The 26,397-nt window shown below is 62.6% G+C and carries 29 protein-coding genes; all 29 read left to right on the top strand.

Annotated features, from left to right (window positions below):
- The first annotated feature begins 56 nt into the window (after positions 1-56).
- Positions 57-818, top strand: a complete 762-nt coding sequence (fliH, locus tag ABM562_RS23350) for a flagellar assembly protein FliH (RefSeq protein ID WP_460423486.1) — start codon at positions 57-59, stop codon at positions 816-818.
- Positions 808-2,172, top strand: a complete 1,365-nt coding sequence (gene fliI, locus ABM562_RS23355) for a flagellar protein export ATPase FliI (RefSeq protein ID WP_093385605.1) — start codon at positions 808-810, stop codon at positions 2,170-2,172. The genes fliH and fliI overlap by 11 nt, the downstream gene beginning before the upstream one ends.
- Before the next feature lie 6 nt (positions 2,173-2,178).
- On the top strand, positions 2,179-2,631 hold the full coding sequence (gene fliJ, locus ABM562_RS23360; RefSeq protein ID WP_115088078.1) for a flagellar export protein FliJ: 453 nt from the start codon (positions 2,179-2,181) through the stop codon (positions 2,629-2,631).
- A gap of 93 nt (positions 2,632-2,724) precedes the next feature.
- Positions 2,725-3,030, top strand: coding sequence for an STAS domain-containing protein (locus tag ABM562_RS23365; RefSeq protein ID WP_134063685.1), 306 nt, complete (start codon positions 2,725-2,727; stop codon positions 3,028-3,030).
- Entirely contained in the window at positions 3,027-4,742 is a 1,716-nt protein-coding gene (locus tag ABM562_RS23370; RefSeq protein WP_460423489.1) for an ATP-binding SpoIIE family protein phosphatase, read from the top strand. The genes ABM562_RS23365 and ABM562_RS23370 overlap by 4 nt, the downstream gene beginning before the upstream one ends.
- 25 nt (positions 4,743-4,767) lie before the next feature.
- Complete coding sequence (locus tag ABM562_RS23375; RefSeq protein WP_134063588.1) at positions 4,768-5,115, top strand: Hpt domain-containing protein; 348 nt, start codon at positions 4,768-4,770, stop codon at positions 5,113-5,115.
- 79 nt (positions 5,116-5,194) lie between these two features.
- A complete protein-coding gene (locus ABM562_RS23380) occupies positions 5,195-6,484 on the top strand; it encodes a flagellar hook-length control protein FliK (RefSeq protein WP_460423491.1) in 1,290 nt (429 codons plus the stop codon).
- Positions 6,485-6,615: 131 nt separating this feature from the next.
- Complete coding sequence (gene fliL, locus ABM562_RS23385; RefSeq protein WP_115088073.1) at positions 6,616-7,110, top strand: flagellar basal body-associated protein FliL; 495 nt, start codon at positions 6,616-6,618, stop codon at positions 7,108-7,110.
- A 9-nt stretch (positions 7,111-7,119) separates the two neighbouring features.
- A complete protein-coding gene (fliM, locus tag ABM562_RS23390; protein WP_010225006.1) occupies positions 7,120-8,088 on the top strand; it encodes a flagellar motor switch protein FliM in 969 nt (322 codons plus the stop codon).
- Positions 8,089-8,134: 46 nt separating this feature from the next.
- Entirely contained in the window at positions 8,135-8,599 is a 465-nt protein-coding gene (gene fliN / locus ABM562_RS23395) for a flagellar motor switch protein FliN (protein WP_010225007.1), read from the top strand.
- Entirely contained in the window at positions 8,600-9,055 is a 456-nt protein-coding gene (fliO, locus tag ABM562_RS23400) for a flagellar biosynthetic protein FliO (protein WP_115088072.1), read from the top strand.
- A complete protein-coding gene (gene fliP / locus ABM562_RS23405; RefSeq protein WP_115088071.1) occupies positions 9,055-9,807 on the top strand; it encodes a flagellar type III secretion system pore protein FliP in 753 nt (250 codons plus the stop codon). Before fliO ends, fliP begins: the two co-directional genes overlap by 1 nt.
- Positions 9,808-9,828: 21 nt before the next feature.
- Entirely contained in the window at positions 9,829-10,098 is a 270-nt protein-coding gene (gene fliQ, locus ABM562_RS23410) for a flagellar biosynthesis protein FliQ (protein ID WP_038996371.1), read from the top strand.
- 7 nt (positions 10,099-10,105) lie between these two features.
- The gene (fliR, locus tag ABM562_RS23415) at positions 10,106-10,882 is read left to right on the top strand and encodes a flagellar biosynthetic protein FliR (RefSeq protein ID WP_346616658.1); all 777 of its coding nucleotides are present in this window, start codon (positions 10,106-10,108) and stop codon (positions 10,880-10,882) included.
- Positions 10,883-10,884: 2 nt separating this feature from the next.
- Positions 10,885-12,021 carry a flagellar biosynthesis protein FlhB gene (flhB, locus tag ABM562_RS23420; protein WP_115088069.1) on the top strand — a complete coding sequence of 379 codons (1,137 nt, stop codon included), beginning with the start codon at positions 10,885-10,887 and terminating at the stop codon, positions 12,019-12,021.
- Between the two features lie 169 nt (positions 12,022-12,190).
- Positions 12,191-14,320: a flagellar biosynthesis protein FlhA gene (gene flhA, locus ABM562_RS23425; protein WP_115088068.1), complete on the top strand. Its 2,130-nt coding sequence runs from the start codon at positions 12,191-12,193 to the stop codon at positions 14,318-14,320.
- A gap of 11 nt (positions 14,321-14,331) precedes the next feature.
- Entirely contained in the window at positions 14,332-15,642 is a 1,311-nt protein-coding gene (gene flhF / locus ABM562_RS23430; RefSeq protein ID WP_134063580.1) for a flagellar biosynthesis protein FlhF, read from the top strand.
- Between the two features lie 120 nt (positions 15,643-15,762).
- Entirely contained in the window at positions 15,763-16,596 is an 834-nt protein-coding gene (fleN, locus tag ABM562_RS23435; RefSeq protein WP_038613333.1) for a flagellar synthesis regulator FleN, read from the top strand.
- Complete coding sequence (gene fliA / locus ABM562_RS23440; protein WP_115088066.1) at positions 16,593-17,333, top strand: RNA polymerase sigma factor FliA; 741 nt, start codon at positions 16,593-16,595, stop codon at positions 17,331-17,333. Before fleN ends, fliA begins: the two co-directional genes overlap by 4 nt.
- 103 nt (positions 17,334-17,436) lie before the next feature.
- Positions 17,437-17,811 (top strand): chemotaxis response regulator CheY, encoded by a 375-nt coding sequence (locus ABM562_RS23445; RefSeq protein WP_036990294.1) that lies wholly within the window; start codon positions 17,437-17,439, stop codon positions 17,809-17,811.
- A 19-nt stretch (positions 17,812-17,830) separates the two neighbouring features.
- Positions 17,831-18,619 (top strand): protein phosphatase CheZ, encoded by a 789-nt coding sequence (locus ABM562_RS23450; protein WP_010225027.1) that lies wholly within the window; start codon positions 17,831-17,833, stop codon positions 18,617-18,619.
- A gap of 12 nt (positions 18,620-18,631) precedes the next feature.
- Positions 18,632-20,860: a chemotaxis protein CheA gene (locus ABM562_RS23455; RefSeq protein WP_460423496.1), complete on the top strand. Its 2,229-nt coding sequence runs from the start codon at positions 18,632-18,634 to the stop codon at positions 20,858-20,860.
- Between the two features lie 44 nt (positions 20,861-20,904).
- The gene (locus tag ABM562_RS23460; RefSeq protein ID WP_460423497.1) at positions 20,905-22,026 is read left to right on the top strand and encodes a protein-glutamate methylesterase/protein-glutamine glutaminase; all 1,122 of its coding nucleotides are present in this window, start codon (positions 20,905-20,907) and stop codon (positions 22,024-22,026) included.
- The gene (locus ABM562_RS23465) at positions 22,026-22,766 is read left to right on the top strand and encodes a flagellar motor protein (protein ID WP_115088063.1); all 741 of its coding nucleotides are present in this window, start codon (positions 22,026-22,028) and stop codon (positions 22,764-22,766) included. Before ABM562_RS23460 ends, ABM562_RS23465 begins: the two co-directional genes overlap by 1 nt.
- Before the next feature lie 3 nt (positions 22,767-22,769).
- Positions 22,770-23,657, top strand: coding sequence for a flagellar motor protein MotD (gene motD, locus ABM562_RS23470; protein ID WP_115088062.1), 888 nt, complete (start codon positions 22,770-22,772; stop codon positions 23,655-23,657).
- 45 nt (positions 23,658-23,702) lie between these two features.
- Positions 23,703-24,491, top strand: coding sequence for a ParA family protein (locus tag ABM562_RS23475; RefSeq protein WP_010225035.1), 789 nt, complete (start codon positions 23,703-23,705; stop codon positions 24,489-24,491).
- Entirely contained in the window at positions 24,491-25,360 is an 870-nt protein-coding gene (locus tag ABM562_RS23480) for a CheW domain-containing protein (RefSeq protein ID WP_115088061.1), read from the top strand. Before ABM562_RS23475 ends, ABM562_RS23480 begins: the two co-directional genes overlap by 1 nt.
- Positions 25,361-25,424: 64 nt before the next feature.
- Entirely contained in the window at positions 25,425-25,904 is a 480-nt protein-coding gene (locus ABM562_RS23485) for a chemotaxis protein CheW (RefSeq protein WP_010225041.1), read from the top strand.
- A 1-nt stretch (position 25,905) separates the two neighbouring features.
- Positions 25,906-26,298 carry a DUF2802 domain-containing protein gene (locus ABM562_RS23490; RefSeq protein ID WP_010225042.1) on the top strand — a complete coding sequence of 131 codons (393 nt, stop codon included), beginning with the start codon at positions 25,906-25,908 and terminating at the stop codon, positions 26,296-26,298.
- Positions 26,299-26,397 lie beyond the last annotated feature (99 nt).

Consider the following 26,397-nt stretch of genomic DNA (forward strand, 5'->3'; position numbering starts at 1 on the left):
AGGGGGCTTCGGTGGGAGCGGGCTTGCCCCGCGATGCTTTATGAGTGCGTGAAATCATGTCAACCAACGAGCACCTCAGTGAGCTGATTCGCGCCAACGACGTCGATGGCTTCGATCGCTGGGCATTGCCCAGTTTCGACCCCGAGCCTGAGCCGGAACCCGAGCCCGAGCCCGAAGCGGTTCAGGACGAAATCGAAGAAGTGCCGCTGGAAGAAGTCCAGCCACTGACCCTCGAAGAACTCGAAAGCATCCGCCAGGAAGCCTACAACGAAGGTTTTGCCACCGGCGAGCGCGAGGGCTTTCACAGCACCCAGCTCAAGGTCCGCCAGGAAGCCGAAGAGGCCCTCAGCGCCAAGCTGGCCGGCCTCGAACAGCTCATGGGGCATCTGCTCGAGCCTATCGCCGAGCAGGACAGCCAGATCGAAAAAGCCGTGGTGCACCTGGTCGGGCATATCGCCCGCGAGGTTATCGGTCGCGAACTGCGCAGCGATTCCAGCCAGATCGCCCAGGTGCTGCGTGAAGCCCTGAAGCTGCTGCCAATGGGCGCCGAGAGCATCCGTATCCATATCAATCCGCAGGACTTCGAGCTGGTCAAGGCCCTGCGCGAGCGTCACGAAGAGCGCTGGAAGCTGCTCGAAGACGAAGCCCTGCTGCCGGGCGGCTGTCGCATCGAAACCGATCACAGCCGTATCGACGCGAGCATGGAAACCCGTATCGAAAAGGCCATGACGCAGCTCTTCGATCAGCTCCACGACCAAGGCCTGCACCCGGCGGCGCCGGACTTGCAGGTCGATCTGGACAGCCCCGATGCGCCTTGAGCGAACCAGCTTCGGCAAGCGTCTGGGGGCTTACGCCGATGCCGTCAATTTACCCTCCCAGCCGGTGGTAGAAGGCCGCCTGCTGCGCATGGTCGGCCTGACCCTCGAAGCCGAAGGCCTGCGCGCGGCGGTCGGCAGCCGTTGCGTGGTGATCAATGACGACAGCTATCACCCGGTGCGGGTCGAGGCTGAAGTCATGGGCTTTGCTGGCGGCAAGGTGTTCCTCATGCCGGTCGGCAGCGTGGCCGGCATCGCTCCCGGTGCCCGTGTGGTGCCGCTGGCGGACAGCGGCCGCCTGCCGATGGGCATGAGCATGCTCGGACGGGTGCTCGATGGCGCCGGTCGTGCCCTGGATGGCAAAGGCGGGATGAAGGCCGAGGACTGGGTGCCGATGGACGGCCCGACCATCAACCCGCTCAACCGCGACCCGATCAGCCAGCCGCTGGATGTGGGTATTCGCAGCATCAACGGTTTGTTGACGGTCGGCCGCGGCCAGCGTCTGGGCCTGTTCGCCGGTACCGGCGTCGGCAAGAGTGTGCTGTTGGGCATGATGACCCGCTTCACCGAAGCGGACATCATTGTCGTCGGCCTGATCGGTGAGCGGGGCCGTGAGGTCAAGGAGTTCATCGAGCATATTCTTGGCGAAGAAGGGCTCAAGCGCTCGGTGGTAGTGGCATCGCCCGCTGACGATGCGCCGCTGATGCGCTTGCGCGCCGCGATGTACTGCACGCGCATTGCCGAGTACTTCCGCGACAAGGGCAAGAACGTCCTGTTGCTGATGGATTCGCTGACCCGTTTCGCCCAGGCCCAGCGGGAAATTGCCCTGGCCATCGGCGAGCCGCCAGCCACCAAGGGTTATCCGCCGTCGGTGTTCGCCAAGCTGCCCAAGCTGGTGGAGCGCGCCGGTAATGGCGAGGCCGGGGGTGGCTCGATCACCGCGTTCTATACCGTGCTGTCCGAGGGCGACGACCAACAGGACCCGATCGCCGACTCGGCGCGGGGTGTGCTGGACGGCCACATCGTGCTGTCCCGGCGCCTGGCCGAGGAGGGGCATTACCCGGCCATCGACATCGAGGCTTCCATCAGCCGGGTCATGCCGCAAGTGGTCAGCCCCGAGCAGATGACCGAAGCGCAGCAGTTCAAGCAACTGTGGTCGCGCCTGTCGCAGAGCCGCGACCTGATCAGCGTCGGCGCCTATGTGGCCGGTGGCGATGCCGAAACTGACCTGGCCATCACCCTGCAGCCGCGTCTGGTGCATTTCCTGCGCCAGGGTCTGAACGACAACGTCGGCATGCAGCAGAGTCGCGAGCACCTGGCTGGCGTGTTCGCCCCCCTGCCTGCGGCAGGCGGCTGATAGATCATGGCCCAGCCAAGCCGTGCCGCGCGTCTGGCGCCGGTGGTGGAGATGGCGGAGAACGCCGAACGCCAGGCCGCCCAGCGCCTTGGGCAGTTCCAGCAACAGGTGAGCATGGCCCAGGCCAAGCTCGGCGAGCTCGACCGCTTTCGCGCCGACTACCAGTTGCAGTGGATCAATCGTGGTGCGCAGGGCGTGTCCGGTAGCTGGCTGGTCAACTACCAGAGCTTTCTCGGCCAGCTCGAAACGGCCATGACCCAGCAGCGCCAGAGCCTGGCCTGGCACCAGAACAACCTGAAAAACGCCCGGAGCACCTGGCAACAGGCCTACGCCCGGGTCGAAGGCTTGCGCAAGCTGGTGCAGCGTTACATCGACGAGGCGCGAATGCTTGAAGACAAGCGCGAGCAGAAGCTGCTCGACGAGTTGTCCCAGCGCCTGCCGCGCCACGACCGCTACTGATCCGTGCGTTGATCGGCAGGGCTTGCCGGTGGGGGGCGGGGCTGCTAAACCTTCTAGGTGTCTGCAATCGTCGCAATGGAAGGAATCATCGACATGGCAGTTGTATCTGAAGTATCCCCGGATGGGAAAAAGCTGACGATAAAGGTCAAAGGGCGTTTTGACTTCGGCAAGCATCAGGAATTTCGCCAAGCCTACGAGGACGAGCCGCGCAAGCCGGAGTCAGTGGTTGTCGACCTCAAGGACGCCACCTATCTGGACAGTTCGGCCCTGGGCATGTTGTTGCTGCTGCGCGATCACGTGGGGGGTGACGATTCGGAAATCCGCGTGGTCAACACCAGCTCCGATGTGCGAAAGATCCTCGCCATCTCCAACTTCGAAAAGCTGTTCGACATCAGTTGAGCCAGCCAGCCCATGATTTCGAAGCGCTCACTGTACTGATCGCCGAAGATGGCGCGGCAGACCGTTTGCTGCTCGCCACTATCGTGCGTAAACAGGGGCATCAAGTGCTCACCGCCGAAAACGGCGAGCAGGCGGTGACCCTGTTTGCCGAACAGCGCCCGCACATCGTTCTGCTCGATGCCTTGATGCCGGTGATGGACGGTTTCGAGGCGGCGCGGCAGATCAAGGCGCTGGCGGGTGAGGCGCTGGTGCCGATCATCTTTCTTACATCCTTGAGTGAAGAACAGGCACTGGTGCGCTGCCTGGAGGCGGGTGGCGACGATTTTCTGGCAAAGCCCTACAGCCCGGTGATCCTCGCCGCCAAAATCAAGGCGATGGACCGTTTGCGCCGCTTGCAGGCCACGGTGCTTGAGCAGCGCGACCAGATCGCCCGCCATCACAATCACCTGCTCAACGAGCAGCGGGTGGCCAAGGCGGTGTTCGACCAGGTGGCCCATGCCGGCTGTCTGAGTGCGCCGAACATCCGCTACCTGCAATCCCCCTACGCCTTGTTCAACGGCGACTTGCTGCTGGCGGCCTTCACCCCGGCGGGTGATATGCACGTACTGCTCGGCGACTTTACCGGGCACGGCCTGCCGGCTGCGGTAGGTGCCATGCCGTTGGCTGAAGTGTTCTACGGCATGACCGCCAAGGGCTACGGCCTGGCCGAAACCTTGCGGGAGATGAATGCCAAGCTCAAGCGCATCCTGCCGGTGGACATGTTCTGTTGTGCACTGTTACTCAACCTGAGCTTTCAGCGGCGGGTGGTAGAGGTTTGGAATGGTGGGATGCCCGACGGTTATCTGTTGCCGGCCGGTGGCGGCGAACCCATGCCACTGGTTTCGCGTCACCTGCCCTTGGGAATCCTGACGCCGGAGCGCTTCGACGACACTACCGAAGTGCTGCCCCTGGCCCTGGGCGAGCGCCTGTTTCTGCTGTCCGATGGCGTGGTCGATACCAGTGACGACAACGAGCAGTTGTTTGGCGTCGAACGCCTGCGTCAGGTTCTGGGTGCCAACCGTCGGCCGGCGCTGTTGTTCGAAGAAGTCCTGCAGGCGCTGGAGGGTTTTCGCGGGCGCTCGCGAGACGACGTCAGCCTGCTGGATATCGAGGTGGTCGAGCCGCAACTGTTGTCGCCGCCTCCGGTGATCTATTCTGACAGTGGTCAGTCGAGCCCGCTGGACTGGTCGTTGCAATTTGAATTTCGTGCCGACACGCTAAAGCGTTTCAATCCGTTACCGTACTTGCTGCAGCTGCTGCAGGAGATTCATGGTCTGCGGGCTCAGAACGGGGCATTGCACAGTGTGCTGACCGAGCTGTATTCCAATGCCCTGGAACATGGGGTGCTGGGCCTGGACTCAGCGCTCAAGCGCGATGCGCGCAGCTTTGCAAGTTATTACCAGATGCGCAATGAGCGTCTGCAGGCCCTGAGCGAGGGGTTCATCCGCGTGCACCTGAGGGTTGAACCCGGGCCGCGGGGCGGGCGTCTGATAATTGAGGTCGAAGATAGCGGCAAGGGCTTCAATGTGAGTAAAGTGCTCGCCAGGCCTGTGTCCGAGCAAGGGTTGTGCGGGCGCGGGCTGAACCTCATACGCCGGTTGAGCCGGCGTGCCGAATGGGTCGACGAGGGGCGTCGCGCATGCGTGGAGTTCGCCTGGGAGGCTCTGGCATAATCCAACTTGATCAAGGAGTGAGCAAGTGTCCGAAATTCACATCGATCGCAAGGTGCTCAGCGACTTGCAGGAGGTCATGGAAGATGGCTACCTGCAATTGCTCGAGACCTTTCTTGCAGATTCCGAAATACGCCTCAGCCAGTTGCATGGGGCGAAGAACGCCGACGAGCTGGCGCATGCGGCGCACAGTTTCAAGGGCAGCAGCAGCAATATGGGCGCCGTGGCGCTGGCCGAGTTGTGCCGGCAGCTCGAAGATCGGGTCAACCATGGGCCGCTGCAAGGAATCGAAGATTTGATCAACCAGATCGACCGCGAGTACGCAGCGGTCCGTGGCTTGTATTACGACGAACGCCAGCGGGTGTCGATTGGTTGAGCATAAGTTCAAACCTGGCGCGAGTTTTGCGTAGTCTTCGCTAATTCACGTTTACGACTTCTGTAGCGGAGACTCCTACATGCCTGTCGCCTCCAACCCCCTGCTGCAAACCAGTGCCGTGGCGAAGCCGTCGCGCGCCGCTGCCGGTGCGCCGGATAAATCGCTGCAGGCCCCTAACGACAAGGCGTCCGGCTTTTCCGATGTGTATGCCAAGCAGTCTCGTGAGACGGCTGTAGGCGTCAAAGACACGCCTGTGCCTGAGAAAACCACCGCTGGTGCAACTGGCGGCAAGAATGCTGCCGCCGACCAGTCGAAGGTTGCCGACAGCGGCAAGAATTTGCCTGAAGACCAGGACAGCGCCGAGGTCGAACCTTCGCAGTTGTCTGACCCGACCTTGCTCGACCCCAGTCTGGTGGCTGGGCAAGTGACCGATGCGCAGCCGGGGGCGCAGTTGATCCAGGCCCAGGCTGAAGCCGTGGCGCCGGTGATCCAGGCTGCGGCTGCACAATTGCAGGTGGCTTCGACGCCAGGCCAGGCGATAGCCGAAGAGCCCGAGTTCGATCCCGAGGCCGATCCGCTGGCTGACCTGCCGGCCTTGCGCCTGGCCCTGGAGCAAAGTGCCCAGGCCCAGGGCACCACCTCCGCCCATACCGCAGGCAAGGCCGGCAATGCCCAGCCTGAAGCGGCAACGGCGCAGCCTGCCGTCAATACACTGGCGGCCCTGCTGGACAAGCCCGATGCCGATGCTGAACAGGGCGAGCCGGGCGAAAAAGCCTTCAGCGGCCTGATCGATGATGGTCTCAAGGATCTCAAGAGCGCTTCGAGCGATACCCGTGTCGACAACTTTGCCGAGCGCCTGAGCAGCCTGACCCAGGCGGCCACGGCCAAGACCGCCAATGCCGTGCCGGTGGCCGCGCCGCTCAATCAACCGTTGGCGATGAACCAGAGCGGCTGGACCGAGGGTCTGGTCAACCGGGTCATGTACCTGTCCAGCCAGAACCTGAAATCGGCGGATATCAAACTTGAGCCGGCCGAGCTCGGGCGCCTGGACATTCGCGTCAACCTGGCGCCCGAGCAGCAGGCACAGGTGACCTTCGTCAGTGGTCATGCCGGGGTGCGCGAGGCGCTGGAAAACCAGGTCCACCGTCTCAAGGAGATGTTTGCCCAGCAAGGCCTCGGGCAGCCGGACGTCAACGTCGCCGACCAGTCCCGTGGCGGACAGCAGCAGGGTGCCCAGGACACGCCGAAGCTCAGCGGCGTGGCTGCGCGGCGCAATGAGTCTGGCGAATCCGCTGAAATCGCACCAGGCGCAATGCCGGTCGAGCAGCAGTCGGTTGTGGGCTCAAGCGCCGTGGATTACTACGCCTGATTGGCTGCGGTCTTTGTGGGAGCTGGCCTTGCCGGCGATGCAAGGCGCAACCTTGCCCTTCCAGGTTGGCATAACACTTGCTCAACCCTCGCCATGTGACTGAAATCTCCGATGAATGACGGATTATTGGCATGGCGAAGAGCGAAGCAGAGAAAGACCCCGCCGCTAAAGGCAAACTCAAGCTGATCCTGCTGTTGGTGCTGGCATTGCTGCTGGCTATCGGTCTGTCGGTTGGCGCCACCTGGTTCTTCCTGCACGCGTCCGAGGGCAAGCCAGCGGTTGATCCGGCCCTGGCCAACCTCAAGCCTGCGGCGATCTATGAGCCCCTGGCGCCGGCCTTCGTGGTCAACTTCAACCAGAACGGCCGCCAGCGCTTCATGCAGGTGAGCATCACCATGCAAGGCCGTGACCAGGCAGCGCTGGACGCCCTCAAGGTGCATATGCCGGTGATTCGCAACAACCTGGTCATGCTGTTCTCGGGGCAGGGTTTCGACACCCTGGCCAGCCCGGTCGGCCAGGAAATGCTACGTCAGAAGGCCACCGCGAGTGTCCAGGAAGTGGCGCAGAAGGAAGTCGGCAAGCCGGTCGTCGACCAGTTGCTGTTCACCAATTTCGTATTGCAGTAGGAGCCCCAGATGGCCGTGCAGGACCTGCTGTCCCAGGATGAAATCGATGCCTTGCTGCATGGCGTCGACGATGGTCTGGTGCAAACCGAGAGCAATGCCGAACCCGGCAGTGTCAAAAGTTATGACCTGACCAGCCAGGACCGGATCGTCCGCGGACGCATGCCGACCCTGGAAATGATCAACGAGCGGTTCGCCCGTTATACCCGCATCAGCATGTTCAACCTGCTGCGTCGCTCCGCTGACGTCGCGGTCGGCGGCGTGCAGGTGATGAAGTTCGGTGAGTACGTGCATTCGCTGTACGTGCCTACCAGCCTGAACCTGGTGAAGATCAAGCCGCTGCGCGGTACCTCGCTGTTCATCCTCGACGCCAAGCTGGTGTTCAAGCTGGTGGACAACTTCTTTGGCGGCGACGGACGTCACGCCAAGATCGAAGGCCGCGAGTTCACCCCGACCGAGCTGCGCGTGGTGCGCATGGTACTGGACCAGGCCTTCGTCGACCTCAAGGAAGCCTGGCAGGCGATCATGCCGGTCAACTTCGAGTACATCAACTCCGAGGTCAACCCGGCCATGGCCAACATCGTCGGGCCGAGCGAGGCGGTGGTGGTCTCGACCTTCCACATCGAACTCGATGGTGGCGGCGGCGACCTGCACGTGACCATGCCGTACTCGATGATCGAGCCGGTGCGCGAAATGCTTGACGCGGGCTTCCAGTCCGACCTGGATGACCAGGACGAACGCTGGATCAAGGCCCTGCGTGAAGACGTGCTGGACGTCAGCGTACCGCTCAGTGCCACGGTCGCCCGTCGCCAGTTGAAGCTGCGCGACATCCTGCACATGCAGCCGGGCGACGTGATTCCGGTCGAGCTGCCGGAAGAGCTGATCCTGCGGGCCAACGGCGTGCCGTCGTTCAAGGCCAAGCTGGGTTCGCACAAGGGCAACCTGGCCCTGCAGATTATCGATCCGATCGAGCGCCGCTGAGGCGCTCGTGGTTCCAACTCCGAATTGATTGCCCGTCGAGGACAAAATGGCTAACGAAAACGATATCACCTCCCCGGAGGAGCAGGCCCTGGCCGATGAGTGGGCCGCGGCCCTGGAAGAAACCGGCGACGCCGGGCAGTCCGATATCGACGCCTTGCTGGCTGCCGATGCCGGCAATACATCGCCCAACCGCCTGGCCATGGAAGAGTTCGGCAGTTCGCCGCGCAGCAACGAGCCGGTCACCCTCGATGGTCCGAACCTGGATGTGATCCTGGATATTCCAGTGAGCATTTCCATGGAAGTGGGCAGCACCGAAATCAACATCCGCAACCTGCTGCAGCTCAACCAGGGCTCGGTGATCGAGCTTGACCGCCTGGCCGGTGAGCCGCTCGATGTGCTGGTCAACGGCACCCTGATCGCCCATGGCGAAGTGGTTGTGGTCAACGAAAAGTTCGGCATCCGCCTGACTGACGTGATCAGCCCAAGCGAACGTATCAAGAAGCTGCGCTGAGTGAACAGGCTCCTGCGCAACAGCCTGGCCCTGGCCTGTGGCCTGTATGTAGACGTCGCCCTGGCCACGACGCAACCGGCTGCCGCAGTCGTGGCGCCGGTTGCGGCAAGCGGCAGCGCGGCGGGGCAGTTGACCCAGCTGGTGCTGGGCTTGCTGTTGGTGCTGGGGCTGATCTTTTTGCTTGCCTGGCTGCTGCGCCGGGTGCAGAACGCCGCACCGGGCAGTGCTCAGGTCATCGAGATCCTCGGCAGCCGTTCACTGGGGCCGCGAGATCGCCTGCTGCTGATACAGGTCGGCAAGGAGCAGATTCTCATCGGTCATTCGCCGGGCACCATCGAGGCCCTGCATGTCATGGCTGAACCGATTGAAGTGCCCGCCAGTGCGCGTCAGGCAACACCAGAATTCGCCCAGCGCCTGATGGAGCTGATGGGCAAGGATCAGAAGGGAAGGTCGTAATGGGCGCGTTGCGCATGATGTTGGCGCTGCTGCTGATGCTGGTGGCGCCTATGGCTTTGGCGGCCGATCCACTGTCGATCCCGGCGATTACCCTGTCCAGCGGGGCTGACGGCCAGCAGGAGTACTCGGTCAGCCTGCAGATCCTGCTGATCATGACGGCGCTGAGCTTCATCCCGGCATTTGTCGTGCTGATGACCAGCTTTACCCGCATCATCATCGTTTTTTCCATTCTGCGTCAGGCCCTGGGCCTGCAGCAGACGCCGTCGAACCAGATTCTCAACGGCATGGCGCTGTTTTTGACCCTGTTCATCATGGCGCCGGTGTTCGACCGGATAAACCAGGAAGCCGTGCAGCCGTACCTGGCTGAGAAGCTCAGCGCCCAGGACGCGATCAGCAAGGCCCAGGCGCCGCTGAAGAACTTCATGCTGGCGCAGACCCGCGAGAGCGACCTTGACCTGTTCATGCGCCTGTCCAAGCGCACCGATATCGCCAGCCCCGATCAGGCGCCACTGACCATTCTGGTGCCGGCCTTCGTCACTTCCGAGCTCAAGACCGCGTTCCAGATCGGCTTCATGATCTTCATCCCGTTCCTGATCATCGACCTGGTGGTCGCCAGTGTGCTGATGGCCATGGGTATGATGATGCTCTCGCCGCTGATCATCTCGTTGCCGTTCAAGATCATGCTGTTCGTCCTGGTCGATGGCTGGGCGCTGATCATGGGTACCCTGGCCGGCAGTTTCGGCGGCGTCTGACGCCGCGAGGAGAAGTAGTCCATGACCCCTGAAGTGGCTGTCGACCTGTTCCGTGACGCGCTCTGGCTGACCACCCTGATGGTTGCCATCCTGGTGGTGCCGAGCCTGCTGGTGGGCCTGATCGTGGCGATGTTCCAGGCTGCCACCCAGATCAACGAACAGACCCTGAGCTTCCTGCCGCGCCTGCTGGTGATGCTGGTGACCCTGATCGTGGTCGGTCCGTGGCTGGTGCAGAAATTCATGGAATACATCCTGTCGTTGTACGGCAGCATTCCGCAGCTGATTGGCTGATCCGGCGATGCTCGAGCTGACCGATGCGCAGATTGGTGCCTGGGTGGCCAGTTTCATCCTGCCGCTGTTTCGCGTCACCGCTGTGCTGATGACCATGCCGATCTTTGGTACAACCCTTGTGCCGGCGCGCATTCGCCTGTATTTCGCCCTGGCGATTACCGTGGTGATCGTCCCTGGCTTGCCGCCGATGCCGGTGGTCGAGGCGCTGGACTTCAAGGCGCTGTTGCTGGTGGCCGAGCAGATCGTCATCGGCGCCCTGTTTGGCATGGCGCTGCAGTTGTTCTTCCAGATTTTCGTCATTGCCGGGCAGATCGTCGCGATCCAGATGGGTATGGCCTTCGCCTCCATGGTCGACCCGACCAACGGCGTCAACGTCGCGGTGGTCAGCCAGTTCCTGACCATGCTGGTGACCTTGCTGTTCCTCGCTATCAACGGCCACCTGGTGGTCTTCGAGGTACTGACCGAGAGCTTTACCACCTTGCCGGTGGGTGGCGGCTTGCTGGTCAATCATTTCTGGGACCTGGTCGGACATCTGGGTTGGGTGCTGGGGGCGGCGCTGCTGCTGGTGCTACCGGCCATTGCCGCGCTGCTGGTGGTCAACATTGCTTTTGGCGTGATGACCCGGGCGGCACCGCAGTTGAACATCTTTTCCATCGGCTTTCCGCTGACCCTGGTGCTGGGGATGGTGATCTTCTGGATCACCCTGGCCGATATACTTCCTCACTACCATTCACTGGCTTCCGAAGCCTTGCAGTGGCTGCGTGAACTGGCACGGGCGCGCTGAGCATGGCAGAGAGCGAAAGCGGTCAGGACAAAACAGAAGACCCCACCGAGAAACGCAAGAAGGACGCGCGCGAGAAGGGCGAGATTGCGCGTTCCAAGGAACTCAACACGGTCGCGGTGACCCTGGCGGGCGCGGGTGCGCTGCTGGCGTTTGGCGGTGGCCTGGCGCAAACCCTGATGGAGCTGATGCGCATCAATTTCAGCTTGTCCCGCGAGGTGCTCATCGATGAACGGTCCATGGGTATTTTTCTCATGGCCTCCGGCAAGATGGCCCTGCTGGCTACCCAGCCGGTGTTGCTGGTGCTGCTGATCGCGGCAATCATCGGCCCGGTGTCGCTGGGTGGGTTCCTGTTTTCCAGCAGTTCGCTGGCACCGAAGTTCAGCCGCATGAATCCGCTATCGGGGATCAAGCGGATGTTCTCGGTCAACGCCTTGTCCGAGCTGCTCAAGGCGCTGGCCAAGTTCTTCATGATTCTGATCGTCGCCCTGACGGTGTTGTCGGCTGATCGCGATGACCTGCTGGCGATTGCCAACGAGCCGCTGGAGCAGGCGATCATCCATAGCGTCCAGGTGGTTGGCTGGAGTGCGCTGTGGATGGCGGCGGGGCTGTTGATCATCGCTGCGGTGGACGTGCCGATCCAGCTCTGGCAGGCGCATAAGAAGCTGCTGATGACCAAGCAGGAAGTGCGCGACGAGTACAAGGATTCCGAGGGCAAGCCCGAGGTCAAGCAGCGCATTCGCCAGTTGCAGCGCGAGGCTTCGCAGCGGCGGATGATGGCGGCGATCCCTGAGGCGGATGTGATCATCACCAACCCGACTCACTATGCCGTGGCGCTCAAGTACGACCCGGAGAAGGGTGCGGCACCGCTGCTGCTGGCCAAGGGTGCCGACTTTATCGCCCTGAAGATTCGCGAGATCGCCAACGAGCACAAGATCCAGGTGCTCGAATCGCCGGCGCTGGCGCGTTCGATCTACTACTCCACCGAGCTTGAAGAAGAGATTCCCGCCGGCTTGTACCTGGCAGTGGCCCAGGTGCTGGCCTATGTCTACCAGATCCGCCAGTACCGCGCTGGCAAGGGCAAGCCGCCGGAGCCGCTCAAGGACCTGCCGATCCCGCCGGATTTGCGTCGCGACTCCTGACCAAGTCTACGCAGGTTCATTGTGGGAGCCGGCCTTGCCGGCGATGGCTGCGCAGCAGCCCCGAGTCACTCAAACCACCTCGTTCAACAAAGTTGGAAAGCTTCTTGCAAAGGCAGCGCTGCGCGCCTCAAAGGCGTCAAAGTTTTGCTTGAGCTAACGAGGAATACCGGTGGATCGCTCTCAGTTAATCAACAGTGCCCGTAGCAACCTGGTCGGTCTAGGCCGGGGTAACCTGGGTGTGCCGCTGTTGCTGCTGGTGATGCTGGCAATGATGATGTTGCCGATCCCGCCGTTTTTGCTCGACGTGTTCTTCACCTTCAACATCGCCTTGTCGATCGTGGTCCTGCTGGTCTGCGTCTACGCCCTGCGCCCGCTGGATTTCGCCGCGTTTCCGACCATCCTGCTGGTGGCGACGCTATTGCGCCTGGCGCTCAACGTCGCCTCCACGCGGGTGGTGATGCTCCACGGTCACGATGGCCACGAGGCCGCCGGTAAGGTGATCCAGGCCTTCGGCGAGGTGGTGATCGGCGGTAACTACGTGGTCGGTATCGTGGTCTTCGCGATCCTGATGATCATCAACTTCGTGGTGGTGACCAAGGGCGCCGGGCGAATTTCCGAGGTGAGCGCGCGCTTCACCCTCGACGCCATGCCCGGCAAGCAGATGGCCATTGACGCCGACCTCAACGCCGGCCTGATCGACCAGGCCCAGGCCAAGGCACGCCGTGCCGAAGTGGCGGGCGAGGCCGAGTTCTACGGCTCGATGGACGGTGCCAGCAAGTTTGTTCGTGGTGACGCCATCGCCGGCCTGCTGATCCTGTTCATCAACCTGATCGGCGGCATGGCCGTCGGCATGTTCCAGCACAACATGACCTTTGCCGATGCCGGCAAGGTCTACGCCCTGTTGACCATCGGTGACGGTTTGGTGGCGCAGCTGCCATCGTTGTTGCTGTCCACGGCGGCCGCGATCATGGTCACCCGCGCCTCGGGCTCCGAGGACATGGGCAAGCAGATCAACCGGCAGATGTTCGACTCGCCCAAGGCCCTGGCGGTCTCCGCCGGCCTGATGATCGTCATGGGCCTGGTGCCGGGGATGCCGCACATTGCCTTCCTGAGTCTCGGCCTGCTGGCCGCTGGTGGTGCTTATCTGGTGTGGCGCAAGCAGAACCAGGTCAAGCTCAAGGCCCTGGAAGAGGTGCAGCGCCAGCAGGACCTGCTGCCATCGCCGCAGCGCGCCATGGAAACCAAGGAGCTGGGCTGGGATGACGTCACCCCGATCGACATGATCGGCCTTGAGGTCGGTTACCGGCTGATTCCGCTGGTGGATCGCAACCAGGGCGGCCAGTTGCTGGCGCGGATCAAGGGCGTGCGCAAGAAGCTGTCCCAGGATCTGGGCTTTCTCATGCCTACGGTGCACATTCGCGACAACCTCGACCTGGCGCCTAGTGCCTACCGCCTGACCCTGATGGGGGTGATCCTGGCTGAGGCGGAGATCTACCCGGACCGGGAGCTGGCGATCAACCCCGGGCAGGTGTTCGGTACCCTCAGCGGCATTGCCGCCCGCGACCCGGCCTTTGGCCTGGAGGCGGTGTGGGTCGACGTCAACCAGCGCAGCCAGGCACAATCGCTGGGCTACACCGTGGTGGATGCCAGTACCGTGGTTGCGACCCACCTCAACCAGATCCTGCACAAGCATTGCCACGAGCTGATCGGCCACGAAGAAGTGCAGCAACTGTTGCAGGTGCTGGCCAAGGCCTCGCCCAAGCTTGCCGAGGAGCTGGTGCCGGGCGTCATTTCCTTGTCGGGGCTGCTCAAGGTCCTGCAGGCGTTGCTCGCCGAACAGGTTCCGGTGCGTGATATTCGCAGCATTGCCGAGGCTATCGCCAACAACCCGGCCAAGAGTCAAGATACCGCCGCGCTGGTGGCGGTGGTGCGCGTCGGATTGTGTCGCGCCATCGTGCAAAGCATTGTCGGCGTTGAGTCCGAGCTGCCTGTGATCACCCTTGAGCCAAGATTGGAACAGATTTTGCTCAATAGTTTGCAAAGGGCTGGGCAAGGCCAGGAAGACGGTGTTCTTCTTGAGCCGAGCATGGCCGAAAAGCTTCAGCGTTCGTTGATCGAAGCCGCCCAGCGTCAGGAGATGCAAGGGCAGCCGGCGATCCTCCTGGTCGCAGGACCGGTACGAGCCATGCTGTCGCGCTTCGGTCGCCTGGCTGTACCGAATTTGCATGTTTTGGCGTATCAGGAAATACCTGACAACAAGCAAGTTACCATCGTCGCCACAGTGGGCCCGAACGGCTGAGGTAGTGGGTTATGCAAGTTAAGCGTTTTTTCGCCGCCGATATGCGTCAGGCCATGAAGCTGGTTCGCGATGAGCTGGGGGCCGAGGCCGCCATCATCGGTAATCGCCGGATTGCTGGTGGTGTCGAGCTGACGGCTGCGCTGGACTACAAGCTGTCCGCCCTGGCGCCGCGGGTGCCGAATGTCGAGCTCGAAGACGAGCTGCGCAAGACCCAGTCGCGCATCGTCACCGCGCAGGCCGAACTGAGCAGCCGCAGCGACAGCGAAGACGCCAACCGCCAGCTGTTTGCCGGCCTGCCGCTGACCGCCTCCGAGCCGCTGGTCGATCCGCAGGTCGAAGCGCCGGTGACGACTGCTGCGCCGGCCGCCGCACCCATTGATCCGCGCCTGTTCGACTCGATGCGCTCGGAACTGTCGGGGCTGCGTGAGCTGCTCGAAGTCCAGCTCGGCTCGCTGGCCTGGAGCCAGCTGCAGGGCAACAAGCCGCAGCAGGCCAACCTCTGGCGCCGCCTGCAGCGCATCGGCCTGTCTGGTCCGATTGCCCGTGAGCTGCTTGACCTGACCACCGAAATCGAAGAGCCACGCCATGCCTGGCGCATGCTCCTGGCGCATCTTGCGCGCATGATTCAGGTGCCGGAAATCGAACCGATTGAAGAAGGCGGTGTCATTGCCATGGTCGGTCCGGCAGGCATGGGCAAGACCACCACCCTGGCCAAGCTCGCCGCGCGTTACGTGCTCAAGTACGGCGCACAGAACCTGGCCCTGGTGAGCATGGACAGCTTCCGTATCGGCGCCCAGGAGCAGCTCAAGACCCTGGGGCGGATCCTCAACGTGTCGGTTACTCACGTAGACCCGGGCCAGTCGTTGGCCCAGGCCCTCGACCCGCTGCTGCGCAAGCGCGTGGTGCTGATCGATACCGCCGGCCTGCAGGCCAGCGACCCGGCGCTGCGCATGCAACTGGAAACCCTTGCCGGGCGCGGGATTCAGGCCAAGAATTACCTGGTGCTGGCAACCACCAGCCAGAAGCAGGTGCTCACCGCCGCCTATCACAGCTACAAACGTTGTGGTCTGGCCGGTTGCATCCTGACCAAGCTAGATGAAACCGCCAGCCTCGGCGAGGTGTTGAGCCTGGCAATCAGTCACGAACTGCCGGTGGCCTATCTTACCGATGGCCCGCGCATTCCTGACGACCTGCATCTGCCGCGCCGGCACCAGTTGGTCAGCCGCGCAGTGAGCGTGCAGGTGCAGGACGAGCCCAGCGAAGAGGCCATGGCCGACATGTTCGCTGATCTCTACCACAGCTCCGGCAAACGCGTGGGCTGAGGTGAACTTGAATACGTTGCAAAGTACCTACATCAATGGTCTGCCAGGCATTTTTCAGGTGTTGAAAGCGCAGCCCAGTCATGTGGCCTCGGTCTAAGTAAGACAAGGTAAAGAACAAACATGGGTAGCATGCATCCCGTACAGGTGATCGCCGTGACCGGCGGCAAAGGTGGCGTTGGCAAGACTAACGTGTCAGTGAACCTGTCATTGGCGCTGGCTGAGCTTGGCCGTCGGGTCATGCTGCTGGACGCCGATCTGGGCCTGGCCAACGTTGACGTGCTGCTGGGCCTGACGCCCAAGCGCACCCTGGCCGACGTCATCGAGGGCCGTTGCGAGCTGCGCGATGTGCTGCTGCAAGGCCCCGGTGGTGTGCGCATCGTGCCGGCGGCCTCGGGCACGCAAAGCATGGTGCACCTGGCTCCAGCCCAGCACGCCGGCCTGATCCAGGCTTTCAGCGAGATCGGCGACAACCTCGATGTGCTGGTGATCGACACCGCTGCGGGTATCGGTGACTCGGTAGTCAGTTTTGTCCGCGCCGCCCAGGAAGTGCTGCTGGTGGTGTGCGACGAGCCCACCTCGATCACCGACGCCTACGCGCTGATCAAGTTGCTCAACCGCGATTACGGCATGAACCGCTTTCGCGTCCTGGCGAACATGGCCCAGAGCCCTCAGGAAGGGCGCAACCTGTTCGCCAAGTTGACCAAGGTCACTGATCGCTTCCTCGATGTCGCCTTACAATACGTCGGTGCGGTGCCTTACGACGAATGTGTGCGCAAGGCGGTGCAGAAGCAGCGAGCGGTCTATGAAGCCTTTCCGCGTTCCAAGTGCGCGCTGGCATTCAAGGCCATTGCCCAGAAGGTCGATACCTGGCCGCTGCCTGCCAACCCACGGGGTCACCTGGAGTTTTTTGTCGAGCGCCTGGTGCAACCGACGAGCGCGGGTCCGGTGCTATGAACGCCAGCGGTTATCGGATGTACAGCAAGGCCTCGCGTGATGCCCAGTACGAGTTGATCGAGCGTTATGCGCCGCTGGTCAAGCGCATCGCCTACCACTTGCTGGCGCGTTTGCCGGCCAGTGTGCAGGTGGAGGACCTGATCCAGGCCGGAATGATCGGCCTGCTCGAAGTCTCCAACAAGTACGACGCGAGCAAGGGTGCGAGCTTCGAGACCTATGCCGGTATCCGCATCCGCGGCGCCATGCTCGATGAAGTGCGCAAGGGCGACTGGGCGCCGCGTTCGGTACACCGCAATACCCGCATGGTCAGTGACGCGATTCGAGCAATTGAAGCAAAAACCGGCCGTGACGCTAAAGATCACGAGGTTGCTGCCGAACTTCAATTGAGTCTCGATGATTATTACGGGATTTTGAATGACACCCTCGGCAGCCGCCTGTTCAGTTTCGACGACCTGCTGCAGGACGGCGAACATGAAGGGCTGCACGAGGACGGTGCCAGTGCCCAGCTCGAGCCTTCGCGCGATCTGGAAGACGAGCGTTTTCAGGCAGCCTTGGCCGATGCCATCGCCAACCTGCCGGAACGCGAGCGTCTGGTCCTGGCGCTGTACTACGACGAAGAACTCAACCTCAAGGAGATCGGTGAGGTCCTGGGGGTGAGTGAGTCGCGTGTCAGCCAGTTGCACAGCCAGTGCGCGGCACGTTTGCGTGGTCGCCTGGGGGAATGGCGGGCGCGTTGAACACCGGTTCGATGCAGTCGTGAAATGTAATGCCGAATTGATTGAATGCGCGTTCCGCGCTGAACGCGTTAAAGACTGCTTGGAGGTCTAATTGAACAAAGACATGAAAATCCTCATCGTGGACGACTTTTCGACGATGCGGCGGATCATCAAGAACCTGTTGCGTGATCTGGGCTTTACCAACACCCAGGAAGCCGACGACGGCAACACCGCGCTGCCAATGCTTGAAAGCGGTCATTTCGACTTTTTGGTGACCGACTGGAACATGCCCGGCATGTCCGGTATCGACCTGCTGCGCAAAGTGCGTGCCGACGAGCGCCTGAAACACCTGCCGGTGCTGATGGTGACTGCCGAAGCCAAGCGCGAGCAGATCATCGAAGCTGCCCAGGCCGGGGTCAACGGCTACGTGGTCAAGCCATTTACCGCCCAGGTGCTGAAAGAAAAGATCGAAAAGATCTTCGAGCGCGTCAATAGCTGAGGTACGCCACGGGGGCGCTATGGAGCAAACACAATCATCCTTGGGCGAGTTTGAGTCGACACTCAAGAAACACGCCAAGGAACTGGTCGACAGCCTGGAACGAGGCAAGTTCGGCGATGCGGTGCAACTGATCCATCAGCTGAACCAGACCCGTGACCTAGGCCTGTACCAGGAAGTCGGCAAACTCACCCGCGAGTTGCACAGCGCGATCGTCAGCTTCCAGATCGACCCGCACATGCCGCAGGCCGAGGAAGTGTCGCAGATTACCGATGCCACCGAACGCCTGTCCTACGTGGTCAAGCTGACCGAGGGCGCGGCCAACCGCACCATGGACCTGGTCGAAGCCAGCACGCCGGTACTCAATGAATTGAGCGACGAGGCCAAGGCGTTGAGCGTCGACTGGCAGCGTTTCATGCGCCGCGAAGTGGCGGCACCGGAATTCCGTGAGCTGGCCAAGCGTGTCGACAGTTTCCTGACACGCAGCGAGGAGGGCAGCCGCAAGGTCGCCGGGCACCTCAATGACATCCTTCTGGCTCAGGACTACCAAGACCTGACCGGCCAGGTGATCAAGCGCGTCACGACGCTGGTTACCGAAGTAGAAAGCAATCTGCTCAAGCTCGTGCTGATGGCAAGCCAGGTCGACCGCTTTGCCGGTATCGAACATGACCACCAGCAGCTGCGCGCTGAAAAAGATCAAGAAAAACATCCGACTCGGGGTGAAGGTCCGCAGATTCATGCCGATAAGCGTGAAGACGTCGTGTCCGGTCAGGACGATGTCGACGATCTGCTGTCCAGTCTGGGTTTTTAGGGAGCACGTTTAATGAGCTTCGGCGCCGATGAAGAAATCCTTCAGGATTTCCTGGTAGAAGCCGGCGAAATTCTTGAGCAACTGTCCGAGCAACTGGTCGAGCTGGAAAGCCGTCCGGATGATGCCGATTTGCTCAATGCAATTTTTCGCGGTTTTCACACTGTAAAAGGGGGCGCCGGCTTCCTCCAGCTCAACGAGCTGGTGGAGTGCTGCCATATCGCCGAAAACGTGTTCGACATCCTGCGCAAGGGTGCCCGGCGCGTTGATGCCGAACTGATGGACGTGGTCCTGGAAGCCCTGGACACGGTCAACAGCATGTTCGGCCAGGTGCGCGAGCGCACCGATATCACCCCGGCCACCCCTGAGCTGCTGGCGGCGCTGTCGCGCCTGGCCGAGCCTGCCGGGGAAGACGAGGTTGCTGCACCTGAACCGGAGGTGGTTGAAACGCCAGCGGCCGAGGCCGAAGCGGATATCACCGATACCGAATTCGAACAGCTGCTCGATTCGCTCAATGCGGTCAAGGCCGAAGCCGAGGCCCAGGTGACCGAGCCGGCCAGTGACGAAATCACCGACGCCGAGTTCGAGTCGCTGCTCGACCAGTTGCACGGCAAGGGCCAGTTCGCCGCCGACAGCCTCGGTGCCGCAGCTGAAGCGCCCGTTGCAGCCGCCGCAGGCGGTGACGCCAGTGGTGACATCACCGACGATGAGTTCGAAGCACTGCTCGATCAGTTGCACGGCAAGGGTAACTTTGCCGTCGATGCACTGCCGGGCGCCGCGAGTGCACCTGCCGAGGCCGTTGCGCCTGCGGCAGGCGGCGATCATATCTCCGAGCACGAGTTCGAAGCGCTGCTCGACGAGCTGCACGGCAAGGGCAAGTTCGTCCCGGATGCCGTTGTCACTGCAGCGCCTGCCGCCACCGCAGCGCCAGCCAAAGCTGCGGTCAAGCCTGCGCCGGCACCTGCCGCCAAGGCCGCTGCTCCTGCCGCCGCGCCCGCCCCGGCGGCAAAGGCTGCGGCAGCGGCGCCTGCGCGCCAGGCCGCACCGGCTGCCGAGAAGCACCCGGCCAGCGAAACCGAGACCACCGTACGGGTCGATACCGCACGTCTCGACGAGATCATGAACATGGTCGGCGAGCTGGTGCTGGTGCGTAACCGCCTGGTGCGCCTGGGCCTGAACAGTGGCGATGAGGCCATGTCCAAGGCTGTGTCGAACCTCGACGTGGTGACGGCCGACCTGCAGACCGCGGTGATGAAAACCCGCATGCAGCCGATCAAGAAGGTCTTCGGGCGCTTCCCGCGCCTGGTTCGCGACCTGGCCCGGCAGCTGAAGAAAGAAATCAACCTGGAACTGGTCGGTGAAGAGACCGACCTCGACAAGAACCTGGTCGAAGCCCTGGCCGACCCGCTGGTGCACTTGGTGCGCAACGCCGTCGACCATGGTGTCGAGACCCCGGAAGAGCGCGAGGCCTCGGGCAAGTCCCGTGGCGGCAAGGTGGTGCTCTCGGCCGAACAGGAAGGCGACCATATCCTGCTGTCGATCTCCGATGACGGCAAGGGCATGGACGCCGACGTGTTGCGCGCCATCGCGGTCAAGCGCGGAGTGATGGACAAGGACGCGGCCGATCGCCTGAGCGAGACCGAGTGCTACAACCTGATCTTCGCCCCGGGCTTCTCGACCAAGACCGAGATTTCCGATGTGTCCGGGCGTGGCGTGGGTATGGACGTGGTGAAAACCAAGATTTCCCAGCTCAACGGCTCGATCAACATCTACTCGACCAAGGGCCTGGGCTCGAAGATCGTCATCAAGGTGCCACTGACCCTGGCGATCATGCCGACCCTGATGGTCATGCTTGGCAACCAGGCGTTCGCCTTCCCGCTGGTCAACGTCAACGAGATTTTCCACCTCGACCTGTCGCGCACCAACGTGGTCGACGGCCAGGAAGTGGTGATCGTGCGTGACAAGGCCTTGCCGCTGTTCTACCTCAAGCGCTGGCTGGTCAGCTCCGCCGCTCATGAAGAGCAGCGCGAAGGCCATGTGGTGATCCTTTCGGTCGGTACCCAGCGGATCGGCTTCGTCGTCGATCAACTGGTAGGCCAGGAAGAAGTGGTCATCAAGCCGCTGGGCAAGATGCTCCAGGGCACCCCGGGCATGTCGGGCGCCACCATCACCGGTGACGGGCGCATTGCGCTGATCCTCGACGTACCGAGCATGCTCAAGCGTTACGCCGCCCGGCGTATTTGATTCTGGTGGCGCGGCGTTACGCCGCGCCCCCTAATGGAGTGTTTATGGCAGTCAAGGTCCTGGTGGTGGATGATTCCGGTTTCTTCCGCCGCCGTGTCTCGGAAATTCTTTCAGCGGACCCGACTATCCAGGTCGTCGGTACCGCGACCAACGGCAAGGAAGCGATCGACCAAGCGCTGTCGCTCAAGCCCGATGTCATCACCATGGACTACGAAATGCCCATGATGGATGGCATCACCGCCGTGCGTCACATCATGCAGCGTTGCCCGACCCCGGTGCTGATGTTCTCCTCGCTGACTCACGAAGGCGCGCGCGTCACCCTCGATGCCCTGGATGCCGGTGCGGTCGATTACCTGCCGAAGAACTTCGAAGACATCTCGCGCAACCCGGAGAAGGTCAAGCAGTTGCTGTGCGAAAAGGTCCATACCATTTCCCGTAGCAACCGTCGTTTCAGTGCCTACGCAAGCCCGGCGCCAACCCCGGCTCCGGCGCCGGCCGCGCAGCCAAGCGTCAGCAGCCTGGGCAGCACGCCCGCGCCGCGCGCCGCAGCCCCGGTACGTACCAGCGCAGCGGCAGCCAGCACGTCGCCTGCGCCCAAGCGCAAGCCGTACAAGCTGGTCGCCATCGGCACTTCCACCGGCGGCCCGGTTGCCCTGCAGCGGGTCCTGACCCAGTTGCCGGCCAGCTTTCCGGCGCCGATCGTGCTGATCCAGCACATGCCGGCGGCGTTCACCAAGGCTTTTGCCGAGCGCCTCGACAAACTGTGCAAGATCAGCGTCAAGGAAGCCGAAGACGGCGACATGCTGCGCCCGGGCCTGGCCCTGCTGGCCCCTGGCGGCAAGCAGATGATGGTCGACGGCCGCGGCACGGTGAAGATCCTGCCGGGCGATGAGCGCCTGAACTACAAGCCGTGCGTGGACATCACTTTCGGCTCGGCGGCCAAGTCCTATGGCGACAAGGTGCTCTCGGTGGTGCTCACCGGCATGGGCGCCGACGGTCGGGAAGGCGCACGCCTGCTCAAGCAGGGCGGCAGCACGGTGTGGGCCCAGGATGAAGCCAGCTGCGTGATCTACGGCATGCCCATGGCCATCGTCAAAGCCAACCTGGCCGACGCCGTCTACGGCCTGGACGAGATCGGCAAGCACCTGGTCGAGGCCTGCGTCTGATGGATGTCTTGAGCCTTATCGGGATCATCCTGGCGTTTGTCGCCATCGTCGGCGGCAACTACCTCGAGGGCGGTCACCTGTCGGCGCTGCTCAATGGCCCGGCGGCGCTGATCGTAATTGGCGGTACCCTGGCGGCAGCTTTGCTGCAGTCGCCCATGAGCGCCTTCAAGCGCGCGCTGCAGATCGTGCGCTGGATCCTCTTCCCGCCACGGATCGACCTGGCCGGCGGTATCGACCGGGTAGTCAACTGGTCGCTGACCGCGCGCAAGGAAGGCCTGCTGGGCCTTGAAGGGGTCGCCGATGCCGAGCCGGACCCGTATGCGCGCAAAGGCCTGCAGTTGCTGGTCGACGGCGCCGAACCCGAAGCCATCCGCAGCATCCTCGAGGTGGATTTCTACACCCAGGAAAGCCGTGATGTGCAGGCCGCCAAGGTGTTCGAGAGCATGGGCGGCTATGCGCCGACCATCGGTATCATCGGTGCGGTGATGGGCCTGATCCATGTGATGGGCAACCTGGCCGATCCGTCGCAATTGGGTAGCGGCATTGCCGTGGCGTTCGTCGCCACGATCTATGGCGTGGCCAGTGCCAACCTGATCCTGCTGCCGATCGCCAACAAGCTCAAAGCCCTGGCCCTGCGTCAATCGCGCTACCGGGAAATGCTCCTGGAAGGTTTGCTGTCGATCGCCGAGGGCGAAAACCCGCGCTCGATCGAGCTGAAGCTTCAGGGCTTCATGGAGTAACACATGGCGCGCCGTCGACAACCCGAAGAGCATGAAAACCACGAACGCTGGCTGGTGTCCTACGCCGACTTCATCACCTTGCTGTTCGCCTTCTTCGTGGTCATGTATTCGATCTCCTCGATCAACGAGGGCAAGTACAAGGTCATTTCCCAGGCCCTGATCGGCGTGTTCAACGACCCCGAGCGGAGCATGAAGCCGATCCCCATCGGCGACGAGCGCCCGCTCAGCGTCAAGCCGGCCGAGCCGTTGATCAAGGACAGTGAACAGGTCGACGCAGGCCTGGCACAAACCAGCAGCGACCCGTTGAAGACCATCACCGATGACGTACGCGACGCCTTCGGCGACCTGATCAAGTCCGACCAGATGACCGTGCGCGGCAACGAGCTGTGGGTCGAGATCGAACTCAATTCCTCGCTGTTGTTCGGCAGCGGCGACGCCATGCCTAGCGATGTGGCGTTCAACATCATCGAGAAGGTGGCCAATATCCTCAGGCCGTTCGCCAACCCGGTGCATGTCGAAGGCTTTACCGATGACCTGCCGATCCGCACGGCGCAGTACCCGACCAACTGGGAGCTGTCGTCGGCGCGGGCGGCGAGCATCGTCCGCCTGTTGGCGATGGAAGGAGTGAATCCGGCGCGCATGGCCTCGGTCGGCTATGGCGAGTTTCAGCCGATCGCCGGCAATGACACCGCTGAAGGTCGCGCGCGCAACCGACGGGTGGTGCTGGTGATCTCGCGCAACCTGGAAGTACGCCGCAGCCTGACCGGTACTGGCAGCGCCAATGCCACTCCGGATGCGGCCATGAAGCGGGCTGGCACACAAACTGCACCGGCTGCGGTAGCACCGACGGTGGGCGACAAACGCGTCAATTCCCCGTCACCGACCCTATAACCGATCCCGGCAGGGCAGGCTGCCGTACCGGGAGGAAGCAACGCAATGAGAGTCTGGGCAGTAGCCAATCAAAAAGGTGGAGTCGGCAAGACCACCACGTCCATCGCCCTGGCCGGCCTGCTGGCCGAGGCGGGCAAGCGCGTGGTTGTCGTCGACCTCGACCCGCACGGGTCGATGACCAGCTATTTCGGGCATAACCCCGATGCGCTGGAGCACAGCTGCTACGACCTGTTCCTGCACAAGGGCACGGTGCCCGAAGGCTTGCCCGGGCAGTTGCTGCTGCCGACCAGCGACGAGAAGATCTCGCTGTTGCCCTCGAGTACCGCCCTGGCCGTGCTCGAGCGCCAGTCGCCGGGCCAGAGTGGCCTGGGCCTGGTGATCGCCAAGTCTCTGGCGCAGCTGTGGCAGGATTTCGACTACGCCATCATCGACAGCCCGCCGTTGCTCGGCGTGCTGATGGTCAATGCCCTGGCGGCCAGCCAGCAGCTGGTGATCCCGGTGCAGACCGAGTACCTGGCGGTCAAGGGCCTGGAGCGCATGGTCAGCACCCTGGCGATGGTCAACCGCTCGCGCAAGCAGGCCTTGCCCTATCACATCGTGCCGACCCTGTTCGACCGCCGCACCCAGGCCTCCATGGGCACCTTGCGGGTGCTGCGCGACGCTTACCCCGAACATATCTGGCAAGGCTATATCCCGGTCGACACGCGCCTGCGTGATGCCAGCCGGGCCGGGCAGACGCCCTCGCAATTCGACGGCAAGAGCCGCGGCGTGGTGGCTTACCGGGCCTTGCTCAAGCACCTGCTGACGCAGAACCTTGCCTTGCAGGTGGCCTGATGAATCGCCCTCAACAGCTTGCCAGCCGGCCACAAATGGCCCTGCAGAGCTACCTCGATGGCTTGCTGCAGGAGGCCACCGAAGAACTCGATGAGGCAGTGCCGGTATCGGTCGAGCCGGACGAGTTCCAGGCGGCGGTACGTGAAGAGCAGGCCCGTGATGCCCAGGTCGCAGCCCAGGCGGTCGTGACGCCTGCGCCACTGCCGTTTGCCGAGCCGCCACGGTCGGTGTTGCCGCTGACCTTGCCGCCGGTGGTCGAGCCCGTGGTCGAAGTGCCTGAGCCTGAGCCTGAGCCTGCGGTCGAGGTCGCCCAGGTTGCGCCGATCGAGCCACTGGTGGATGTGCACCTGCCGCCGGCACCGAATCAACCGGTACCGCCGGCCACGATCGACGGCCGTCCGGCCTGGGCCGCCGAGCCGTTCGAATGCCTGTTGTTCGACGTCGCGGGGCTGACCCTGGCGGTACCGCTGGTGTGCCTTGGCTCGATCTACTCGTTGGCGGGCCACGAATTGACACCGTTGTTCGGCCAGCCTGACTGGTTCCTCGGCATCCTGCCGAGCCAGAGCGGCAACCTCAAGGTCCTGGACACCGCCCGCTGGGTCATGCCCGATCGTTACCGGGATGATTTTCGCCAGGGCTTGCAGTACGTGATTTCGGTCCAGGGCTACGAATGGGGCCTGGCGGTACATCAGGTCAGCCGTTCGCTGCGCCTGGACCCCAACGAAATCAAATGGCGCAGCCAGCGTGGCCAACGGCCTTGGCTGGCTGGCACCGTTATCGAACACATGTGCGCGTTGCTCGACGTCGCCGAACTGGCCGAGTTGATCGCCAGCGGTGCGGTCAAGCAGCTGCACAGCACCCATAAATAATCGGCCGCATCTGCCGCGACCGCACTGAGCACTCCGCCGATGGCGGATTTTGAGGGATAGGGGAATGAAAAAATCGTCTGCACAAGGTTCCGAAGATCCGATCCTGCAGTGGGTGACCTTCAAGCTGGACAACGAGTCCTACGGCATCAACGTGATGCAGGTGCAGGAAGTCCTGCGCTACACCGAGATCGCCCCGGTCCCGGGTGCCCCGAGCTACGTGCTGGGCATCATCAACCTGCGCGGTAACGTGGTCACCGTGATTGACACCCGCCAGCGCTTCGGCCTGCTGTCGAGCGAGATCACCGACAATACCCGTATTGTCATCATCGAGGCCGACAAGCAAGTGGTCGGCATCCTGGTCGACAGCGTCGCTGAAGTGGTTTACCTGCGTCAGTCGGAAATCGAGACCGCGCCGAATGTCGGCAACGAGGAATCGGCCAAGTTCATCCAGGGCGTGTGCAACAAGAACAACGAACTGCTGATCCTGGTCGAGCTGGACAAGATGATGACCGAGGAAGAGTGGTCCGAGCTGGAGAACATCTGAGTTGATCCTCGAGGTTGCAGTCATATTTCTGGCGCTGCTGTGGGCGGTCAGCCTGTGGTTCTTCCTGAACTACAGCAAGCGCCAGCGTGAGCTGGCCGCGCAACAGGCCCAGGGCGATGCTGTGCGTGACCAGCGCATCAAGGACCTGGGCAAACGCCTGGACGACTACCAGAACGGCAGCGTGCGCATGGGTGAAGCCCTGCACGAGCTGCGGGCGGTGGTTGCGCCCTTGCCGGACAAGCTCCTGCAACTGGAACAGCGTGACCCCAACAGCCTGTCGTTCGCGCAAGCGGCGCGGCTGGTGGGCATGGGTGCCAGCGTTGATGAACTGACCCAGTCCTGCGGTTTGACCCAGGCTGAGGCGGAGTTGATGAGCAAGTTGCACCGCAGCTGAAATCAATCGCGGCCTGTGGGAGCCGGCCTTGCCGGCGATCGACCGCGCAGCGGTCGTGATCCAGTCACTGCCTGGTGTGCTGGCTATACCGGCCTCATC

Source organism: Pseudomonas sp. ZL2, from assembly GCF_054788455.1.

Bases quoted from the DNA above. Each gene is read 5' to 3' on its own strand.
- fliL (WP_115088073.1), top strand. From the start codon at position 6,616: ATGGCGAAGAGCGAAGCAGAGAAAGACCCCGCCGCTAAAGGCAAACTC.
- motD (WP_115088062.1), top strand. From the start codon at position 22,770: ATGGCGCGCCGTCGACAACCCGAAGAGCATGAAAACCACGAACGCTGG.
- flhF (WP_134063580.1), top strand. From the start codon at position 14,332: ATGCAAGTTAAGCGTTTTTTCGCCGCCGATATGCGTCAGGCCATGAAG.
- fliA (WP_115088066.1), top strand. From the start codon at position 16,593: ATGAACGCCAGCGGTTATCGGATGTACAGCAAGGCCTCGCGTGATGCC.
- fleN (WP_038613333.1), top strand. From the start codon at position 15,763: ATGGGTAGCATGCATCCCGTACAGGTGATCGCCGTGACCGGCGGCAAA.
- fliQ (WP_038996371.1), top strand. From the start codon at position 9,829: ATGACCCCTGAAGTGGCTGTCGACCTGTTCCGTGACGCGCTCTGGCTG.
- fliI (WP_093385605.1), top strand. From the start codon at position 808: ATGCGCCTTGAGCGAACCAGCTTCGGCAAGCGTCTGGGGGCTTACGCC.
- ABM562_RS23445 (WP_036990294.1), top strand. From the start codon at position 17,437: ATGAAAATCCTCATCGTGGACGACTTTTCGACGATGCGGCGGATCATC.
- ABM562_RS23475 (WP_010225035.1), top strand. From the start codon at position 23,703: ATGAGAGTCTGGGCAGTAGCCAATCAAAAAGGTGGAGTCGGCAAGACC.
- ABM562_RS23465 (WP_115088063.1), top strand. From the start codon at position 22,026: ATGGATGTCTTGAGCCTTATCGGGATCATCCTGGCGTTTGTCGCCATC.
- ABM562_RS23480 (WP_115088061.1), top strand. From the start codon at position 24,491: ATGAATCGCCCTCAACAGCTTGCCAGCCGGCCACAAATGGCCCTGCAG.
- ABM562_RS23455 (WP_460423496.1), top strand. From the start codon at position 18,632: ATGAGCTTCGGCGCCGATGAAGAAATCCTTCAGGATTTCCTGGTAGAA.
- fliR (WP_346616658.1), top strand. From the start codon at position 10,106: ATGCTCGAGCTGACCGATGCGCAGATTGGTGCCTGGGTGGCCAGTTTC.
- ABM562_RS23460 (WP_460423497.1), top strand. From the start codon at position 20,905: ATGGCAGTCAAGGTCCTGGTGGTGGATGATTCCGGTTTCTTCCGCCGC.
- fliH (WP_460423486.1), top strand. From the start codon at position 57: ATGTCAACCAACGAGCACCTCAGTGAGCTGATTCGCGCCAACGACGTC.
- fliN (WP_010225007.1), top strand. From the start codon at position 8,135: ATGGCTAACGAAAACGATATCACCTCCCCGGAGGAGCAGGCCCTGGCC.
- ABM562_RS23365 (WP_134063685.1), top strand. From the start codon at position 2,725: ATGGCAGTTGTATCTGAAGTATCCCCGGATGGGAAAAAGCTGACGATA.
- fliP (WP_115088071.1), top strand. From the start codon at position 9,055: ATGGGCGCGTTGCGCATGATGTTGGCGCTGCTGCTGATGCTGGTGGCG.
- flhB (WP_115088069.1), top strand. From the start codon at position 10,885: ATGGCAGAGAGCGAAAGCGGTCAGGACAAAACAGAAGACCCCACCGAG.
- ABM562_RS23485 (WP_010225041.1), top strand. From the start codon at position 25,425: ATGAAAAAATCGTCTGCACAAGGTTCCGAAGATCCGATCCTGCAGTGG.
- ABM562_RS23380 (WP_460423491.1), top strand. From the start codon at position 5,195: ATGCCTGTCGCCTCCAACCCCCTGCTGCAAACCAGTGCCGTGGCGAAG.
- fliJ (WP_115088078.1), top strand. From the start codon at position 2,179: ATGGCCCAGCCAAGCCGTGCCGCGCGTCTGGCGCCGGTGGTGGAGATG.
- fliM (WP_010225006.1), top strand. From the start codon at position 7,120: ATGGCCGTGCAGGACCTGCTGTCCCAGGATGAAATCGATGCCTTGCTG.
- ABM562_RS23450 (WP_010225027.1), top strand. From the start codon at position 17,831: ATGGAGCAAACACAATCATCCTTGGGCGAGTTTGAGTCGACACTCAAG.